Annotated in this window: 16 protein-coding genes; 9 read left to right on the top strand and 7 right to left on the bottom strand. The window is 71.1% G+C overall.

Annotated elements, in window-relative coordinates; translation table 11 throughout:
• Positions 1-43: 43 nt before the first annotated feature.
• Positions 44-1,447 carry an O-antigen ligase family protein gene (locus OV208_RS23795; RefSeq protein WP_267576168.1) on the top strand — a complete coding sequence of 468 codons (1,404 nt, stop codon included), beginning with the start codon at positions 44-46 and terminating at the stop codon, positions 1,445-1,447.
• The gene (locus OV208_RS23790) at positions 1,419-2,552 is read left to right on the top strand and encodes a glycosyltransferase family 4 protein (protein ID WP_267576167.1); all 1,134 of its coding nucleotides are present in this window, start codon (positions 1,419-1,421) and stop codon (positions 2,550-2,552) included. Before OV208_RS23795 ends, OV208_RS23790 begins: the two co-directional genes overlap by 29 nt.
• Positions 2,553-2,555: 3 nt before the next feature.
• On the opposite strand, the gene OV208_RS23785 is transcribed toward OV208_RS23790, so the two are convergent.
• The 5 genes from OV208_RS23785 to OV208_RS23765 are packed head-to-tail and all read right to left on the bottom strand — an operon-like array spanning position 2,556 to position 8,777.
• The gene (locus tag OV208_RS23785; RefSeq protein ID WP_267576455.1) at positions 2,556-3,704 is read right to left on the bottom strand and encodes a glycosyltransferase family 4 protein; all 1,149 of its coding nucleotides are present in this window, start codon (positions 3,702-3,704) and stop codon (positions 2,556-2,558) included.
• Positions 3,701-4,945, bottom strand: a complete 1,245-nt coding sequence (locus tag OV208_RS23780; RefSeq protein WP_267576166.1) for a glycosyltransferase family 4 protein — start codon at positions 4,943-4,945, stop codon at positions 3,701-3,703. Before OV208_RS23780 ends, OV208_RS23785 begins: the two co-directional genes overlap by 4 nt.
• Positions 4,946-4,960: 15 nt before the next feature.
• Positions 4,961-6,130 carry a glycosyltransferase family 4 protein gene (locus OV208_RS23775; protein WP_420715041.1) on the bottom strand — a complete coding sequence of 390 codons (1,170 nt, stop codon included), beginning with the start codon at positions 6,128-6,130 and terminating at the stop codon, positions 4,961-4,963.
• Positions 6,127-7,284: a glycosyltransferase family protein gene (locus tag OV208_RS23770; RefSeq protein ID WP_267576165.1), complete on the bottom strand. Its 1,158-nt coding sequence runs from the start codon at positions 7,282-7,284 to the stop codon at positions 6,127-6,129. The genes OV208_RS23775 and OV208_RS23770 overlap by 4 nt, the downstream gene beginning before the upstream one ends.
• Entirely contained in the window at positions 7,281-8,777 is a 1,497-nt protein-coding gene (locus OV208_RS23765) for an oligosaccharide flippase family protein (protein WP_267576164.1), read from the bottom strand. Before OV208_RS23765 ends, OV208_RS23770 begins: the two co-directional genes overlap by 4 nt.
• 243 nt (positions 8,778-9,020) lie before the next feature.
• Here OV208_RS23765 and OV208_RS23760 point away from each other — a divergent pair, with 243 nt between their 5' ends.
• Positions 9,021-10,034 (top strand): ROK family protein, encoded by a 1,014-nt coding sequence (locus OV208_RS23760; RefSeq protein ID WP_267576163.1) that lies wholly within the window; start codon positions 9,021-9,023, stop codon positions 10,032-10,034.
• 9 nt (positions 10,035-10,043) lie between these two features.
• Here the strand turns inward: OV208_RS23760 and OV208_RS23755 are convergent, their stop codons facing one another.
• Positions 10,044-10,637 (bottom strand): class I SAM-dependent methyltransferase, encoded by a 594-nt coding sequence (locus OV208_RS23755; RefSeq protein ID WP_267576162.1) that lies wholly within the window; start codon positions 10,635-10,637, stop codon positions 10,044-10,046.
• A gap of 131 nt (positions 10,638-10,768) precedes the next feature.
• On the opposite strand from OV208_RS23755, the gene OV208_RS23750 reads away from it, so the two are divergent.
• The 6 genes from OV208_RS23750 (at position 10,769) to OV208_RS23725 (ending at position 18,153) form a co-directional block, all read left to right on the top strand.
• A complete protein-coding gene (locus OV208_RS23750) occupies positions 10,769-11,917 on the top strand; it encodes a glycosyltransferase family 4 protein (RefSeq protein WP_267576161.1) in 1,149 nt (382 codons plus the stop codon).
• 84 nt (positions 11,918-12,001) lie between these two features.
• Positions 12,002-13,489 carry an MraY family glycosyltransferase gene (locus OV208_RS23745; RefSeq protein ID WP_267576160.1) on the top strand — a complete coding sequence of 496 codons (1,488 nt, stop codon included), beginning with the start codon at positions 12,002-12,004 and terminating at the stop codon, positions 13,487-13,489.
• Between the two features lie 6 nt (positions 13,490-13,495).
• Positions 13,496-14,518: a nucleotidyltransferase family protein gene (locus OV208_RS23740; RefSeq protein WP_267576159.1), complete on the top strand. Its 1,023-nt coding sequence runs from the start codon at positions 13,496-13,498 to the stop codon at positions 14,516-14,518.
• Positions 14,519-14,589: 71 nt separating this feature from the next.
• The gene (locus OV208_RS23735; RefSeq protein ID WP_267576158.1) at positions 14,590-15,561 is read left to right on the top strand and encodes a nucleotidyltransferase family protein; all 972 of its coding nucleotides are present in this window, start codon (positions 14,590-14,592) and stop codon (positions 15,559-15,561) included.
• Between the two features lie 106 nt (positions 15,562-15,667).
• Positions 15,668-16,966 (top strand): UDP-glucose dehydrogenase family protein, encoded by a 1,299-nt coding sequence (locus OV208_RS23730; RefSeq protein WP_267576157.1) that lies wholly within the window; start codon positions 15,668-15,670, stop codon positions 16,964-16,966.
• A 2-nt stretch (positions 16,967-16,968) separates the two neighbouring features.
• A complete protein-coding gene (locus tag OV208_RS23725; protein WP_267576156.1) occupies positions 16,969-18,153 on the top strand; it encodes an acyltransferase family protein in 1,185 nt (394 codons plus the stop codon).
• A gap of 69 nt (positions 18,154-18,222) precedes the next feature.
• On the opposite strand, the gene OV208_RS23720 is transcribed toward OV208_RS23725, so the two are convergent.
• A complete protein-coding gene (locus OV208_RS23720) occupies positions 18,223-18,498 on the bottom strand; it encodes a hypothetical protein (protein WP_267576155.1) in 276 nt (91 codons plus the stop codon).
• Between the last annotated feature and the right edge of the window lie 129 nt (positions 18,499-18,627).

Genomic DNA, 18,627 nt, shown 5'->3' with positions numbered 1-18,627 from the left:
CCGTCCCGTATCCCCCGGGCGTCCCGGACTGCGGGGACCCGGCGTGCTGCACCAGCGGTACGTGCGACGCGCGCCGGAGGCCGCTGCTGGCGCGGTGCCGGCTTCGCGTGAGACGCCGACAGGGTTTCTCGGCTCGGGCCGCGTGGTGGTGGTCTTCATCGTGCTGCTGTTCGTGTGTCAGCTCGCGCTGCTGGTGGAGGCGCTGGCGCCGGTGCGGGTGGTGTTCCGCATCCTGTCGTTCGGCACGAGCCTCGCGCTGTTGGCGGTGGTGAGGGGTCCGCGACTCAAGCACCCGGCGATGCCCTTCCTGCTCGCCTCGGCGGCGCTCACCGCGCTGAACTTCTTCCATCCCGGCACCAACACCCCGATGGCGGCGGCGGCGCAGCTCGGCATCCAGGTGTCCGTGTTCGCGCCCCTCTTCTGGGCCAGCCGCCTGCGCATCGACGAGAAGATGTTCGGGCGCATCGTCCTGCTGCTCTTCCTGTTCAACATGGCGAGCGCCGCGGTGGGCATCCTGCAGGTGTCCTTCCCTGGCCGGTTCCAGCCCGCGCTGTCGTCCATGGTCGAAAGTCAGGGCGAGGGCTACGTGCGCAGCCTCCAGTTCGAGACGGCGAGCGGGGCCCGGGTGTTCCGGCCCATGGGCCTGACGGACGTTCCCGGCGGGGCGTCAACGGGGGCCTTCTACGCGGTGCTGCTCGGCGGGGCCTTCCTGCTCAGCCGGCAGAGCGCGTTCAAGAAGGCCTTGGGGGCGGCGGGAATCGGCGTGGGCCTCATCTGCCTCTACCTGGGACAGGTCCGCGTCGCGGCGGTGACGTTGCTGGTGTGCATGGCGGCCATGGCGCTGGTGCTGCTGGTGAGCGGCCGGTGGGTGCGCCTGTTGACGCTGGCCGCGGTGGTGGGTGGCTTCGCCGTGGTGGCCTTCGGCTGGGCGGTCGCGGTGGGTGGCGACGCGGTGCTCGCGCGATGGAACACCCTCCTGTCCGAAGATCCGTCGAGCGTGTACCAGTCCAACCGGGGCCGCTTCCTGGACAGCACCTTCGAGGAGGTCCTGCCGGAGTTCCCCCTGGGCGCGGGCCTGGGTCGCTACGGCATGGCCAACGCCTACTTCGGTGACAACAGCGACCGGGAGAGCCCGCCCCTCTGGGCGGAGATCCAGTGGACGGCCTGGGCCTACGACGGGGGATGGCTGGGGCTCGTGTGTTATCCGCTCGCGCTGCTGGTGACGCTGTGGTGGGGCTTCCAGGTGGCGCGGCGACGGGATGATGCCCGGGGCGAGTTCTGGCTGTGGGGCAGCCTCCTCTTCGCGTACGACCTGGGCGCGCTGGCGCAGACCTTCAGCTATCAATTCTACATGAGCCAGATGGGCATGGAGTTCTGGCTGCTCAACGCGGCCTTCTTCAGCGCGTACTGGAACCGGCATGCGGCCGTACACCCTCATCTCCGGTGACTTCGTCTCCACCGGAGGCATGGACCGCGCGAACCTCGCGCTAGCGGATTGGCTCGCGCGCCAGGGCGGGCCCGTGCGCCTCGTGGCGTACCGGGTGGAGGATTCACTCCTGCGCTACCCCAACGTGCGCTTCATCCGCGTGCCCAAGCCCGCCAACGCATACCTGCTGGGCGAGCCGCTGCTGGATGCGGTGGGGCGCTTCTGGGCCACCCGCACGCTGGCGGAAGGCGGGCAGGTGGTGGCCAACGGCGGCAACTGCGTGGTGCCCGCCGCCAACTGGGTCCACTACGTCCACGGCGTGCACACGCCGGAGCCGGTCGGTGGACCGCTGCGCCAGCTCAAGGGCCGCGTGAGCCACCGCGTGGCGCTGCGTCGTGAGCACCGGGCGCTGAACGCGGCGCGCATCCTCATCGCCAATTCGGAGCGCACGCGGCAGGACGTGCTGGCCGCCACGGGCGTGGAGCCCTCCCGCGTCCAGGTCGTGTACCTGGGCAGCGACCCCTCGCGCTTTCCGCCCACGTCCCCAGCGCTCCGGCGCGAGGCGCGGGCGTCGCTGGGCTGGCCCCAGGAGCGGCGCGTGGCGCTGTTCGTGGGCGCGCTGGGGGACCGGCGCAAGGGCTTCGATACGCTCTTCCAGGCGTGGGCCCGGCTGTGCATCCGCAAGGACTGGGACGTGGACCTGCGGGTGGTGGGCAGCGGTGCGCAGCGTGAGACCTGGGAGCGCGCGGCGCGGGGGCGGGGACTGGGGGAGCGGATCCGTTTCCTGGGCTTCCGCGACGACGTCCCCCGCCTGCTGGCCGCCGCGGACCTGCTGGTGTCGCCCACGCGTTACGAGTCCTATGGGCTGGGCGTCCATGAGGCGTTGTGCGTGGGCCTCCCCGCGTTGGTGAGCCGCTCGGCGGGCGTCGCCGAGCGCTATCCCTCCACGCTCCAGGACCTGCTGCTGGAGGATCCGGAAGACGTGGGCGCGCTGGTGCGGCGCCTGGAGGACTGGCGGGCCCGGGGCTCGGACTTGTTGCCCGCCGTGGCCTCGCTGTCGTCGGAGCTGCGCGCCTGGACGTGGGATGCGATGGCGGCGGAGCTGGTGGCGCGGCTGGAGGCGTGAGCGTCAGGCGCCGCGCTGGAGCACGGACTCGAAGAAGTCCAGATGCGCCCGGGCCACCACCGGCCAGGCGAAGCGGGACACCGCGCGCTCCCGGCCCCTGCGGGCCCAGTCCTGGCGCGCGGTAGGGCTCTCCAGCAGGTTCGCGAGCGCGGTGGTCCAGGAGCCGACATCCGCTTCGGGGAGGACAAGTCCGCCATCGCCCACGGTGTGGGGCACCTCTCCAGAATCACTGCCGAGCACGGTCAGTCCGCACGCCAGGCCCTCCGTGAGCATCCGGCCGAACTGCTCCTTCCAGAAGGACGTCGTCTGGCTGGGGGCGCAGAGCAGGTCCATGGCGTTGAGCGCGCGGGGGACTTCCGCGTGCGACACGCCGGTGACGATCCGCACGCGGTCCTGATGGCGTCCGGCCCAGGCGCGAAGCTCCGCCTCCAGTGGACCCCCGCCGACGAAGAGGGCGCGCCACGGCGTGCGCAGCCCGTCGAGCGCATCCATCAGCAGCCGCAGGCCCTTCTCCGGGACGAAGCGCCCCAGGAAGCCCACGACCGGGGGACCTTCCGACGTCCAACCCAGGCGCTCGCGAAAGGCCCTGCCCACGGTGGAGTCCGGCCGGAAGTGCTCCACGTCCACGCCCACGGGGATGAAGCGTGAGGGACGCTTCGCATAGCCGGCCCGGACCTGGAGCGTGTCGTGCACCGTCTGGCCCCATGCGACCCAGCCCGAGGCGCGGTGCACGACGAAGCGCTCGGCCTGCGCGAAGGGGGGCGGGTAGCGCTTGGCCAGGTTCTGGAACGTGCAGAAGACGAGCGGCACGTGGCGCGGCGTCAACAGGGCCACTTCCAGGCCGGAGAACACATAGGGCTCCTCCCACGCATGCACCAGGTCCACGCCCGACAGCCGCGCGCGCAGCTCCGGTCCGTAGACGAAGCCGTGCAGGGAGCGGCTGAAGAAGACGCGCACCGGTTCGATGCGCGCGGGTTCGTCCGGTTCGCGCTGGAGCACCAGCGGGCCCAGGTCCCCGTGGAAGGAACGCGGCGCCACGGCGGTGACGTCCCAGCGGCCCGCGCCCACGCGGGTCATCTCGTTGGCCAGCCGTCGGTTGAGCGTGACGACGTACGAATGGGAGACGGTGACGAGCTTTCGGGGCCGCATCAGGAATGCCCTCGCGCCGTGCCTGTGGGAACGAGTCGCCGGTACACCGCGAGGATTTCCCGGGCATAGCGTTCGCGGGAGAAACAGCGCACGGCGGTGTGGCGGGCCGCGCGGGCCAGGGTCGTTCGCAGGGCTTCATCCTCCAGCAGCCGGCGCAGGGCCGCCGCGAGCACGTTCGCATCTCCGGGCGCGATGGCCAGGGCATCCTCGCCATCCTGGAGCGCTTCGGCCGCGCCGCTGTCCTTCGAGATGACGGCGGCCCGGCCGCAGGCGAGCGCCTCCGCGATGGTGAGGCCGAAGGGCTCACGGCGGGTGCTCGCGTGGACGAAGACGTCCAGGGCCCGGTAGATGCGCGCGGGTTCGGACTGGAAGGGCACCAGCCCTACGCGGCCCGTAAGGCCGTGGCGCTCCACCTGCTCGCACAATTCGGCTTCCGTGAACTGCGAGTCGGCCGTGCGGTAGAGAGGCGCGCCCACCAGGTAGAAGCGCACAGGCCGGTGGGGCACCTGTCGGTTCAACAGGGCCGCGGCCTCCAGGAAGACGTCGTGTCCCTTCCAGCGAGCGTACGTGGCCACCAATCCCACGCGCAGCGTGCCCGGGGGCGCGGGGGGCAGCGCGGCGAGCGCATCCAGGTGCGCACCGTCGCCGGGGCCCGGGGAGAAGCGCTCCACGTCCACGCCGTTGGGCACGACGTGCACGGGGACGTTGCCCAGCACCGTGCGCGCATCGTCGCCCACGGCCCGCGAGTTCGCGATGGCGGCGGAGGCCAGCGGATGCATCCCCGCGAGCGCACGACGCACGAGCGGGCGCTCGCCGAGGAAGTCATGCACATGCCACACGCGCGGAATCCCCAGGCCGGTGGTGGCCGCGCTCAGCAGGTGCGTCTTGATGCCATTGGAGTGCAGCAGGTCGGGCGCCACTTCGCACACCGCGCGCCGCAGGGCGACGCCGTAGCGGGCCAGCAGCAGGGGCGTGGGGGCGACGTCGCGCGTGAAGCGCAAGGCACCGGCGAGTCCCTGGTTCCTCAGGCCGCTGTCCCCGAGCGCGGACAGCCGGTCTGGGAGCGCGAGCACCCGGGCCTGCACGCCCAGGCCGCGCGCTGTCTCCAGAAGGGGACCGTCCGTGCCGGTGATGAGGTGCAGCGACAGCGCGGGCTCCAACGTGCGCAGACACGCGAGCAGATCCACGAGTGCGCGCTCGGCACCGCCCAGGATGCCCACGGGATTCAGGAAGACGATGCGCACGTGCGAACGATGGAATCAGACCCGTCCAGAGGGGTCAACCAGACGATGCAGGTACGCATCCAGCACGGTGCGGGCGTGCGCGCTCCAGGTGAAGCGCGCGGCCCGGGCGCGGCGCGTCTCCGGTGACGGCGCGGGGATGCGTCCCGCGAGCAGCGCATCCACCGCGTTCGCCCACGCGGGCACATCCCCCACCGGGCAGTACGTGCAGGCGTCCGCACCCACTTCGCGCAGCACTGGCAGGTCGCTGGCCACCACCGGGACGCCACACGCCAGCGCTTCGATGACGGGCAGTCCGAAGCCCTCCGCGTCGCTGGGCACCAGCACCGCGCTCGCGCGTCGGTACAGGCCCGCGAGCGTGGCCCGCTCCTGCCGGGGCGGTTGCAGCAGTGCGTCCTTCAATCCCAATCGCTCCACTTGCGTCCGCTGGGCCTCGTCCAGTTCGCCACCCTGTTGCACCAGCATCAGGTCCGGGTGCTGGGCCCGCAGCGCCGCGAAGGTGTCGAAGAGCACGTCCAGGCGCTTGCGACGGATGGCGCTTCCCACATGCAGCAGGTACGGCCGCCCGTGGAGTGGAGCGAGCACCGCGTCGCTGGCGTCTCCGGGGACGGGGTCGGTCCGATACTCCGGCGACACGCCATAGGGCGCCCACACCAACCGTTCGGGGGAAACCACGCCGTGCGCGAGCAGTTCCTCCCGCACCTGTTGCGTGCTGTGGAACACGATGGCCGCTCGCTCCAGTCCCTTGAGCGTGGTGCGCGCCATCAGGCGGAACCACGACGGCCTGGGTTCACGGTGCGGCTCCAGGACGCAACGGAACGCGTCCAGGTCATGGCAGAAGACGCCGGTGCGGTCCGCTGGCAGCGCGTGGACGAGCTGCGCGTAGGTGTGATCCACGACGTGGAAGATGTCGGGGGACCCACGCTCTTTCAGCAGGCGTGCCGGATAGAGGCCGAAGCGGGTGAGCAGCCGATCCGCGTTGAAGGCGGCCTTGCGACTTCCCACGCGCGGCAGGTTCCGCAGGGCCCGGGGAATCGAGGGCCGCACGGAGGTGACGGCGACCTCGGAGGTGAGCGCGGAAAGTCCTTCCACGAGTGCCTCGCCTACGAGGTCCATGCTGGGCCAGCCCTCCTCGCGCGGATCCATCAGGACCTTCAGGCGCAGCGGGGACGCACGCGGGGTGCTCATGCGCTGTCTCCAGCACGGCGCAGCAGGTGCGCCACCGTGTGCTCCAGGGCGAAGTGCTCGCGGTAGACGCGGGCCGCGCGCTCACCCAGGGCCCGGCGTTCCTCCTCGTTCTCCAGGAGGTGCTCGGCGAGCGCCAGCAGCGCGGCCGGAGAAGGTCCGTCTGCGAGCGCCACCGGTCGCTGCTCGCGCCACAGCGGTTCACTCAAGTGTCCGGCGTTGGTGACCAGGGGAAGACCCAGGCCCAGGCCCGCCATCGCGCTGCTGCGCCGGGCGCTGACCCCGTCGGGGTAGGGCTGCACCAACAGCTCCGACGCACGCAGGTGCGCGGCCACGGCCTCCGGAGCCAGTCCATCCCGCGCGTGGATCCGTCGGGCAAGTCCTGGATGCCCTCGGCTCAATGCCTCCCGGTAGGCCGTGCTGCCCCGGCCCAGCAGCAGCGCCTGACGTCGCTCATCGCGCTGCAACAGGGGGACGAGCACCGCCTCCAGGGGCCCCGCGATGGCCGCGCCATAGGTGCCGAAATGCGCCACGCACGGCCCACCGCCCAGGGCCTCGCGCACGGCGCGCACGTCCTCGGAGGGCGCATCGAGGGGCAGGGGACTGGGAATGGGACACCACCGGGCCCGTGCGCGCAGCCGCTCCGGGAGGTGATCCGCCCATGCGGGGATGGAGATGTAGGCGCGGTCCACGCCATGGGCCAGCGTGCGCAGCATGACGCGCGTAACGCCCGCGAGGACCTGATGACGCCAGGGCGCGTTGGGGCTCCACGGATACACCGCTTCGTGGAGGAACAGCTCGCGCGTGTCGTGTCGTCGCGCGGCGAACCACGCGCAGAACGGCACGTTCATCGCCTTCCATCCGAAGGCCTGGGGCACGTACAGGAGCAGCAGCTTCCGGGGGCCCGGGGTCGCCTCCAGCTCGCGTGTCAGGCGCACGAGGCCCGGCGGCGTGTAGAGGCCGGGCCAGCGATGCACGGTGACTCCCTGGTCGACGGACACGCCCTCGGCGCCCGGGGCCCACACCCGCACCGTCTCTCCTGCCTTCGCCAGCGCGCGGGCGATGCTCCGCGTGTGGTCGGACACGCCGCCAGCGTCCGGTGGATACTCGCCAGTCAGCAGGTGCCAGGTGGGAGCGGTGGACGACGGATGCTTCACGGAGGTGCCCGCCGGGCGCGGACCTGTTGCAGCAGGGCGCGCAGCTCACCCAACAGTGACAGGCCTCGGCGCGTGGCCTCTCGCGCGAGCACCAGCGCCGTCAGCACGCCCGCCGCCACCAGCGCCTGGACGAGCAGCCCACCCTGTCCCGTCGCGAGCCGGGAGAAGCCCAGCGCGAGCGCGAGCAGCGCGCCCACCGTGAGGAAGGGCTCCATCACCTCGAACTCCAGGCGCGCCAGCTCCGGGGCGCGGCGGGCCACCAGTCGCGCGGTCAGCCACAGCTCCGTCAGGGTGACCGCCGTCGCGCTGATGCCGACGCCGACGATGCCCCACTGCATCACCGCGAGCGCACCCAGCCCGAAGCGCAGCAGGCTTGAAATCGTGGCGACGTACATCCGTTCGCGCGCATGCCCACTGGCGTGCTGCTGGGAGAACAGCAGGCCCTGCACCGCCTGCATCGACGCCTCGATGGTGAACCACTGCACCAGCGTGGACGCGAGGCTCCATCTCTCACCGAAGACCACCGGGATGAACGGCGGCAGCGCGATGACTCCAAAGGGGATGACCAGACACAGCAGGGCGCTGATCCGTCGGATGGAGGTGCGCAGGTATTCCGCCAGGGCCGCCGAGTCCTGTTGCAGGCGGCTGTAGGCCGGATACGCGACGCGGGTGAGCACGCTGCTCAGCGCCAGCGGCACGGAGGCCAGCGCGGTGGCCCAGTTCACGAGGCCCACCGCGTCCTTGCCCTCCATGCGCCCCACGACGAGGGGAATCCAACCGTTGAGCACCGCGGGGATGAGCCCGGTCAGCTGGAACCAGATGCCGAAGCCCAGCAGCCGCTTGACGATGCTCCACCGGACCTTGCCACGGGGACGCCAGCCCGCAGCCGACCAGAGCATCAGCATCCCCAGTCCACCGCGGACCAGCCCTCCGCCGATGAGCGCCCACGCGCCCATCCCCAGCCAGGCCAGCAGGATGGTGCTCGCCGTCTGCGCCACGCCTTCGATGAGTTCGATGCGCGCGAGCGCGGGGAAGTGCAGCTGCCGCTCCAGCACCATGATGGGGATGACGCGCAGCGAGTGGAAGAACAGCCCCAGCGCCATCACGCTCACCATGGCGGTGCCGGAAGGCCCCAGCTCATAGGAGCGCGACAGCAGCGGCGCGAGCAGCAGCAGCAGGCTCACGATGCAGACGGTGAACGCCTGATGGCTCCAGAACGAGGTGCTGATCTCATCCTGGGTGGGCTCGTGCTGCTGGCGCACCAGCGCCGCGCTCAACCCCAGGTCGCCCAGGAAGGCACCCATCGCGGCGGTGAAGGCGACGATGGCGAACGCGCCGTAGTCCCCGGGGAACAGCAGGTGCGACAGGGCAAGCGAGCTCACCACGCGCAATCCCAGGGAGCCGAGCGTCCGGAGGCCCAGGGCGATGATGGAGCGTCGGGCGCGGACCTTCACGTCCGAGGTGCCCATCTCCGGTGCGGGGGAACTGCTCATGAGGGGGCGGGGTGCTCCGCGGGAGGAATCGCGGGCCAGCCTATATGCCTCCCTGCCTCCGGCGAACAGGGGCCGGCGGATGCGGACGTGCTCACCGGCTGGAACGCAGGGCCTGTCCGCAATCCTGGAGGGCGGGCGGGCGGGCGCGGGAGTGCCTGGTGCGATGGCCCCGGAGGAGGCCCGCGCTGCGCAGATTGCGCGGGTGCGGCGACAGGTGCCGCGAATCCACGGGGGGGGCGGGACATGGCCGACACGTCGGTGAAGAACGGGAAGGGAAGATCGAACGACCGGGCTCGCATCTGGGGAGGCATCGACCTGGGGGGCACCAAGATAGAAGCGGTCGTCGTGGATGCTCGCGGCGAGGTGCTGGGCCGCGCCCGCCACACGACGCCCGTCAAGGGCGGACCGGGCGAGGTGGTGAAGGAACTGTACGGCACGCTGGGCGAGGCGGCGCGGACCGCGGGCCTCGAACCCGCGAAGCTCGCGGGCGTGGGCGTGGGCGCGCCGGGGTCGGTGGATGCGAACAGCGGCACGCTCGCGCATACGAGCAACGTGGCGGGCGGCTGGGAAGAGCCCTATCCCATCGCGTCGGACCTGGGCGACCTCGTGGGCGGCAAGGTCGTCATGGGCAACGACGTGCAGGTGGCGGTCGCCGCCGAGTACAAGCTGGGCGCGGGTCGCGGCTACCGCTCCGTCCTGGGCGTGTGGTGGGGCACGGGCGTTGGTGGCGGACTGGTGCTCAACGGCGTCCCCTGGCGCGGTCAGGGCTCCGCCGGAGAGATTGGCCACATGGTGGTGAAGCCCAACGGCGCGCGGTGCGGCTGCGGCCGGCGCGGCTGCCTGGAGGCCTACGCGGGCCGGGCGTCCATGGAGCGCAAGGCCCAGGCCGCGGTGAAGAGGGGGGAGAAGACCCTCCTCTTCGACATCATGCGCGACAAGGGCCGCACGCGGCTGTCGAGCGGCGTGTGGTCCAAAGCGCTGAAGGAGAAGGATCCGCTGGCGACGCGCCTCATCCACCGCGCGGTGGCGATGATGGGCGTGGCCGTCGCGTCCGTCATCAACCTGCTGGACGTGGAGGCCGTCATCATTGGCGGGGGGCTGGGGTCGCGGCTGGGCCCCCAATTCGTGGAGCGCATCAGCGACGCCATGGGCCCGCACCTGTTCATCACGGAGCGCAAGCCCGCGATGCACGTGGCGGAGCTGGGCGACCTGTCCGGCGCCATCGGCGCGGCGCTGCTCGCGGGCCCGCGGATGTGAGGCGTCCGGCTACGCGTCGCGACGGCGCATCACCGTCAGCGAATCGTTCGTGTCCACGCACTCGAACGCGGGGTCGTGGAGGATGACCTCCCGCGTGTAGCGCGCGCTGCCCGTGGTGTTCATCGGGCGCGACGGGCTCGCGTGGGTGTCATGCAGCGCGATGATGGCGCCCGGCGCCACCAGCGGACTCCAGGCGGTCCAGTCACCCTGGAGCCCTTCGTAGGTGTGGTCCCCGTCGATGAAGACGAAGTCCACCGGGGGCAGGCCGCGCTCGCGGTGCCGTTGCGCGGCGCCAACGCCGGTGTCGCGCACCCAGTCCACGCGGCCGTTGTTCACGCTGCCCACCTCGCGGTGTGCGATGAGCTGCTGGAAGCTCACGCGCAGCCGTCCCACCGGATACGGATCCACGGCCCAGAGGGTCGCGGTGGGGTCCATCACCGCGCGCAGCACGCGCGTCGTCACGCCGTGCCACACGCCAATCTCCACCAGCCGCTGCCGCCCCGCCGCGTGCCGGGCAAGGCATGCGCGTTCGCCCGCCGTCGTCTGGGTCTCCGCCTGGGCCAGCCCCGTCATCCAGAGGGCGAAGTGGGTGCTGACGCGCATGGGGGACCGTCCTGTGGGGTGGAAGGCAAACGCCGGGGGCGGCAGCCTGCCAGGGTCCTGGCCGCGAAGGCCATCCGTGCTCCTTCAAAATGCCCGGGCTCCGTCGAACCCCCTGTTATGAGTCCGCCTGCATGCGCGTGCTCCTGGCCATCCACCATCCCCTGTCCCAGGACCTGGGTGCTCCCGGCGTGACGCTCGCGCTGGGCCGCGCGCTCCAGGCCCAGGGCTGCACCGTGGACTACTACGGCTACGGAGACGCCTACCCTGGTGAGCAGCACCACACCGCGCTCCACAACCTGCGCTTCCCGTGGAAGCTCTCCGCGCACCTCGCCCGCGTGGCGCGCAAGTACGACGTGCTGGATGTCACCACCGGCGACGCGTGGCCCTGGGCGCGGGCCGGACGTCCCGGTGCTTCCCGCCGTCACGCGCTGGTGACCCGCAGCCACGGCCTGGAGCACACCGTCTCCGAACAGCTCCGCGCCGACGCACGCGAGGGCAAGGCTCGCTTGAGCTGGAAGTACCCGCTGTACAACGGCGGCTTCCGCCTCTGGGAGGTGGCGCAGTCGCTGCGCCTCGCGGACCGCTCCGTGCTCCTCAACGACGCGGACGCGGCCTACGCGCGAGAACGGCTGCGCATCCCCGCCTCGAAGCTGCGCCTCATCCCGCACGGCCTGGGCGAGGCCTTCCACGGGCTGCCCCTGCCCGCGCCGCTCCCGGACGGCCCCTTGCGCCTCGCGACCGTGGGCACCTTCATCCAGCGCAAGGGGCGCGAGGATGTCATCGCCGCGGTGGGCCAGCTGCATGCGCTCGGCGTGCCCTTCACGCTGACCCTGTACGGCACCGGCACCCCCGAACCCGAGGTCCGCGCCGCCTTTCCACCGTCCGTCCAATCCCAACTGCGCGTGGTGCCGCACTACGCCCACGCGACGCTGCCCGGCCTGCTCGCTCAAGAAGAGGTGCTCCTCTTCCCCAGCCACGCGGAGGGCTACGGCATGGCGTTGGTGGAGGCCATGGCTTCAGGCCTCGTTCCCGTGTCCACCCCGGTGGGTGTGGCGCCCTCCGTCGTGCACCCGGGCCGCACGGGTTCGCTCGTGCCCGTCGGGGACGTGGCCGCGCTGGTGGCGGCGGTGCGGGTGCTCGTGGCGGATCCGCTCCGGCGGTATGCCCTGCGCCGTGCGGCCCAACTGGAGGTACAGGGGCTCACCTGGGCCGACATCGCCGCTCGAACGCAGGGGCTCTACGAAGAAGTCCTGCGCGAGCGGACTGTTGGCAGCAAGTAGGCAGGCACGCAGTTCTTGCCCTCCGGGGTCAGGACATTGACGCGCTGCACCGCTGGCCGTCACGATGAGGCCTGACCCTCCTGCATGATCACCTTCCTCGCCGCCTTCCTTGTTTCGCTTCTCGTGGCGCTGGCGCTCACGTGGGTCGTCCGTGAGCGTGCGCTCGCGTGGGGCTGGTTGGATCAGACGAACTCCAGCCGCAAGGTGCACGTGCGGCCCGTCCCGAGGCTGGGCGGCATTGGCATCGTCGGGGGCTTCTTCGCGCCGCTGTGCGCGCTGTTCCTGGTGGACTCGGGGGTGGGCGTCCAGTTCCTCGCGCAGACGGACCTCATCGTGGGGCTCTTCGTGGGCGGCGCGGTCATCGCGGCGCTGGGGCTCTACGACGACCTGAAGGGCGCGGGCGCGAAGCTGAAGTTCTCCGTGCAGTTCGCGGTGGCGTTGAGCCTGTACGCGTTGGGCTTCCGCATCGAGGTGCTCGCCAATCCCTTCGGCGCGGAGCTGTCGCTGGGGCTCTTGAGCCTGCCGCTGACGGTGGTGTGGGTGGTGGGCGTCATCAACGCGCTCAACCTCATCGATGGGTTGGATGGGCTGGCGGGCGGCGTCGCGTTCTTCGGCGTGGGCACCCACTTCCTGCTCGCGCTGATGCGCGGGGACGTGCTGCTGTGCCTGCTGATGGCGGCGCTCGCGGGCGCCATCCTCGGGTTCCTGGTGTTCAACTTCAACCCGGCCTCCATCTTCATGGGAGACACGGGCAGCATGTTCCTGGGCTTCGTGCTCGCGGCGGTGTCCATCAAGACGTCGTCGAAGAGCGGAACCGCGGTGGCGCTGCTCGTGCCGGTGATGGCGCTGGGCCTGCCCATCATGGACACGCTGCTGGCCATGGTGCGCCGCTCGCTCCTGGGCAGACCCATGTTCAGCGCGGACAAGGAACACATCCACCACCGGTTGATGAGCCGCCTGCTGCTCACCCACCGCACCACCGTGCTGGTGCTCTACGGGCTGTGCACGCTCTTCATGGTCACCGCGCTGGGGCTCCACTTCGCCAACAGCGTCCAGAGCGCGCTGCTGCTCAGCGGCGTGGGCGTCGTCATCGTGGTGCTGATGCGCAAGCTTGGCTACCTGGACATGCGCCACGCGGGCGAAGTCCAGCAGACGCGCCAGCGCAACCAGCAACTGCGCACGCTGGTGAAGGCCGTCACCGGCGCGGTGCGCGCGGCCGGTTCGCTCCAGGATGTGTGGAACGCCGTGCGTCCCCTGGCGCAGGGCCTGGACGCGTCCCAACAGGAGCTGCGCCTGCGCCGCCCGCATGAGCAGGACACCGAGGGCGTCGTCTTCGAGGCGCGGCGTCCGGAGGCCGGCACGTCCTCCCCGCTGGAGGTGAGCGTCGAGGTGAAGGACGGAGAGGTCCTGCTCGGCACGCTGCGCCTGTGCTGGCGCGACGGGCGGAGCACCATCGACCGCGACGAGGAGCTGGCGCTGGAAGTGGTCGCGGACGCGGTGGCGGAGCGCACCGTGCAACTCGCGGCCCTGGAAGTCGCCGAGCCCGGGCGCATCATCGCGCTGCGGCGGTAGGCCCCCGTGAGCCCGGTTCCCCCTCTGGCCCTGCTGTCACTGCTGAAGGCCTGGCCGGAGGCCCCCGCCACGCCCGTGCCCCCGGAGGAAGCGGATGCGCTGGTGAAGGCCGCCGTGCGCCACGGGCTCGCGGGTTTCGTCGAGCACGCGCTCGTCCGCGCGGACCTGTCCCTCCCCGAGGAGTCGCGGGCCCTGCTGCGCCGCGAGTCGCTGGCGGGCGCGGCCCGGGGCATGCGCGTGCGGGCGCTGCTCCTGCGCAGCGTGGAGGCGCTGGCGGCGGTGGACGTGGTGCCGGTGCTGCTCAAGGGCTATGGCCTGGCCCGCAGGCTCTACCCGGAGCCGCTCCTCCGGGCGACGACCGACGTGGACCTGCTGGTGCCGCGCGCCCGGGTGATGTGCGCCGTGCACGCGCTCGAAGGGCTGGGCCTGACGACGAAGGCCGGCGAAGGGGACCGCGACGACACGCACCATGTCGAGCTCACCGGCCCCGCGGGGCTGGTGGAGCTGCACTACCGGGCACTCGCCGGCTACGGCCAGGCGCTGGAGGGCGACGCGCTGGTGGCCCGCGCCGAGGACGCGGACCTGGCCGGCCTGCGCGTGCGCTACCTGTGCGCGGAGGATGAGGCCGTGTACCTGGCCCTCCACGCGAGCAACCACCTGTTGCAGCGGCTGACGTGGCTCTTCGACCTGAAGCTGCTGGCGCGGGCGAAGCCCCACCTGGACTGGGACCGCGTGGTGGCGCGCGCGAAGGAGACGGGCCTGCCCCATCTGGCGTGGTACGCCTGGGACGCTGGTCACCGGCTGCTGGACGCGCCCGTGCCGGCGTGGGTGCTGAAGGCCCTGGCCCCGCCCGGGTGGCAGCGCGCGCTGGCGCACCGGCTGTTCTCCGGGCCCCGGCTCGTGGACGCGCAGCTGGCCCGGAACAAGCCCGCCTGGGTGGCCGCGAAGCTCGCCCTGGCACCCCGGGCCCGGCCCATGGTGGGCTACGCGCTCCGCCGGCTGCGCGGGCACTGGGCGCGCGGCGGGTAGGGTGCTCGGCAGGACCGTGTGCAAGACGGTCATTGCGGCGGATGGGCCCGGACCATTAAAGGTGCCGCACCATGGCGCCCAGCCTTCTCGATACCTTCCGGGTCCTGTCCTCCTTCGAGCCCCCGCGCGGAAAGCTCCGGGGTGCTCCCTGGGAGGCCTACGTCGACTGGGCCATCTCCCAGGGGCTGGCGCCGCTCGCCGCGTACAACCTGGAGTATCGGATGGGCGGAGGCGAGGCGCCCGAGTGGGCCCGCGACCGGATGATGTCCATCTACACCGGCTCCGTGAACGACAACGTCATGAAGCTGGTCCACTTCAAGCGCATCGTGGACCAGCTGGAGGGCCGCAAAATCCTGCTCCTGGGTGGGGCCGCCTTCGCGGAGGCGCTCTACCCCCACGTGGGCTTCCGCCCCGTGCTGGACATCCAGGTGCTGGTGCGCCGCCTGGACGTGGACGGCTTCGCCGGCTACCTGTCCAACCACGAGTTCGTCCCGGAGACCGACACGACGAACAGCGGCGCCGCGCGCGTGGTGTCCGACGGCCGCACGCCCATCTATCTGTACTCGGACGTGCTGGGCGCGAGCCGACGTGAGCAGTTGGCCGGCATCTTCGACCGCGCCCGACCCATGAAGGTCTACGGCGCGTCCGTCTTCCGTCCGGAGCTGGAGGACGTGCTCCTGCTCACCGCGCTGGACCAGGCCCACCACGGCTACGACGTGCCGTGGCTGTCCTTCGTGGACCTGCGCGAGCTCGTCACCGGGGCCACCTGGATGGGCGGCGTGTATTCGCGACCCATGGACGTTCCCGCCCTGTTGGAGCGGGCGGAGGCGTTCGGCCTGGAGCGCGCGCTGTACACGTCGCTGGCCATCGTCGCGCGGTTGTTCCCGGAGGCGGCGGCGCAGGCCACCGCCGCCATGCCTCCGCTGCGGCGGGCGACCCGGGAGCTTTTGGACCGGGGGGTGGTGGGTCCAGTGAGCACCCCCGGACGGGCCTCTGCCCTGCGGGGCGTGGATCGGCTGCGACGTCTCCTCACAGGGCGATAAGCCTGTCCGGTCGCTCGGCGTTCAGCGCCCCTGGGCTTTCTTTCGGTGCGCGGGTCGGCGTAGAAGTTCATGACGCCACCTGTCGAAAACCCAGGACCTTTCAAGAATGCGTATTGCCATTATCGGATCGGGCTACGTCGGACTCGTCGCGGGCACCTGCTTCGCGGACTCGGGCAACGACGTCGCGTGCGTGGACATCGATGAGCGGAAGATCCGCATGCTCCAGGATGGGCAGGTTCCCATCTACGAGCCGGGTCTGGAGGAGCTGATCCGCAAGAACGTGAAGGAGAAGCGCCTCACGTTCACGACGAACCTGGCGGAGGGCGTGGCGAACGCCCAGGCCGTGTTCATCGCGGTGGGCACCCCCGAAGGAGAGAGCGGCGAAGCCGACCTCCAGTACGTCATCGCGGCGGCGCAGGCGGTGGGCCGCGCCATCAAGCAGTACACGGTGGTGGTGGACAAGAGCACCGTGCCGGTGGGAACGGCGGACAAGGTGCGGGAGGCCATCGCCAAGGTGACGAGCGTGGAGTTCGACGTCGTCTCCAACCCGGAGTTCCTCAAGGAAGGCGCCGCGCTGGACGACTTCTTCAAGCCGGACCGCGTCGTCATTGGCGCGGACACCGAGCGCGCCCGGAACCTTATGGGCGAGCTGTACGCGCCCTTCGTGCGCACCGAAAACCCCATCCTCTTCATGGACACGCGCTCCGCGGAGCTGACGAAGTACGCGGCCAACGCGATGCTCGCCACGCGCATCTCGTTCATGAACGACGTGTCCGCGCTCTGCGAGAAGGTCGGCGCGGACGTGGACTTCGTGCGCAAGGGCCTGGGCGCGGACAAGCGCATCGGCTACCCGTTCCTCTTCCCCGGCGTGGGCTACGGCGGCTCCTGCTTCCCCAAGGACGTGAAGGCACTGGTCACCACGGCGCGTGAGTACGGCCTGGAGCTGGACCTGCTGCGCGCGGTGGAGCGCACCAACGAGCGGCAGAAGAAGCTGCTCGTGAACAAGGCCGTGAAGCACTACGGCACGCTGGAGGGCAAGAAGTTCGGCGTGTGGGGCCTGGCCTTCAAGCCCAAGACGGACGACATGCGCGAGGCGCCGTCCATCGAGGTCATCGAGGGCCTCATCGGCAAGGGCGCGCAGGTGATTGCCCATGACCCGGTGGCCTCGCACGCGGCCAAGCGCGTCTTCGGCGACCGCATCCGCTACGCGGAGCTGCCCTACGACGCGCTGGAGGGCGTGGACGGCCTGTTCGTCGTCACCGAGTGGAACGAGTTCCGCCACCCGGACTTCGCGCGCATGAAGTCGCTGATGAAGTCGCCCGTCATCTTCGACGGCCGCAACATCTTCCAGCCCGCGCGCATGCGTGAGCAGGGCTTCACCTACTTCGGCATCGGGCGCCGCTAGAGATGAAGCAGAAGACGGGCGCTTCACTGGATGCCCTCACGGGGCTGCGCTTCCTGGCGGCCCTGCACGTGGTCCTCTTCCACTTCGGGACACCCTGCCTCACGGGGTGGGCGCCGGAGTGGATGGTCCACATCGTGGCCTCCGGCTACGCGTCCGTCGGCGTGTTCTTCCTGCTGTCCGGCTTCGTGCTCGCGTACAACTACGTGGACACCGAAGGCCGGATGCAGACGCCGTCCCGCTCCTTCTGGAGCGCCCGCTTGGCGCGCGTCTACCCGGTGTTCCTGCTGACGTTCCTGCTGTCCGCGGCGCCCACCATGGGGCGCTCGCTGGCGGTGAACTCGCTGCCCGTGGCGGCGGCGAAGCTGGGCACCGCGGCCTTCAGCACGCTGGCGCTGTTGCAGGCGTGGGTGCCCAAGCTCGCGCTGTACTGGAACCCGCCGGGCTGGTCCGTGTCGGTGGAGGCGTTCTTCTACGCGCTGTTCCCTTCGCTGGGACGCCGGTTGGAGGGCTTCAAGGGCGCGTGGATGAAGGTGGCCCTGGTGGGCGTGTGGGCCCTGGGCCTGTTGCCGCCGGTGCTCTACGTCGTCCTGCGGCCGGACGGTCCCGGCGCGCTGGACGCCGCGTCCGAGGGCTTCTGGTTGGCGGTGCTGAAGTTCAACCCGCTGCTGCGCCTGCCGGAGTTCCTCATGGGCGTGCTGCTGGGGCTCGTCTTCGTGCGCGAGCGTGCGAACACCGTCGCGCCCTCCCGCTCCGGCGCGGTGATGGCGGTGGCGGGCGCGGCGCTGCTGGTCGTGGGCTTCTCGCAGGGCGGGCGGATTCCGTACCCGCTGATGCACAACGCGCTGCTGGCGCCCGCGTCGGCGCTGCTGGTGTACGGGCTGGCGCGCGGAGGCGGTGCGCTGGGGGCGGTGCTCGCGCGGCCGTGGCTGGTGCACCTGGGCGGGGCCAGCTACGCGCTGTACCTGCTCCAGTACCCCATCAGTGAGTTCGTGCACTGGCTGGAGACGCGCGTGGACCTGACGTCGCCCTGGCGCTTCCTGGCGGTGTTGATGGTGCTGCTGGTGCCCGCGTCGCTGGCGATGCACCGCTGGGTGGAGACGCCGTGGCGCTCACGGGTGAAGCGCGGGCTCCAGCCTTGGGTGGACGGCGGAACTCCGGTGCCTGCGCGCGTGGCTCCGGGGGCCTGAAGCACCTTCCGGGCCCGCCCGTACGTCGGGGGCCTCGGCGGGGGGCTGGCGGTCTTCAGCGGACGGCGTTCAGCGGGCGAGGCCGCAGGCCTTCTTGCCTTCCTCGGTCTCGATGGTGCGGCAGTCGCAGCCTTCGAGCCTCTCCTCGCACACGATTTCATTCTCCGCGGTGGGCTCCACGCGGGCTTCCTCGTCCGCGGCGCGCTGCTGGCAGATCTGCTTCTCCACCGAGTTCAAAGCGCACTCGCAGAGCTTCTCGGACAGTTCGCGGCAACTCGTCTTGCACGCGGTGAGTCCGGAGAGGGAGGCGCAAAGAACGGCGGCGGTGAGCAGGAGGCGACGCATGGGCCGGGGACGATGCCAGATGGGTCTCCGGATGCAAGCGATGTCCCGGCGCCCTGGTTCATTCGACGGTTCCCGGGCCCTGTCCGGGAAGGAGGCGTCCGGGCGGTGTGTCTCCTGGCTGAAGGGAGG

This window comes from Corallococcus sp. bb12-1 (assembly GCF_026626765.1).
Classification (GTDB): Bacteria; Myxococcota; Myxococcia; order Myxococcales; family Myxococcaceae; genus Corallococcus; species Corallococcus terminator.
This window is presented reverse-complemented; position numbering and strand designations above follow the sequence as displayed.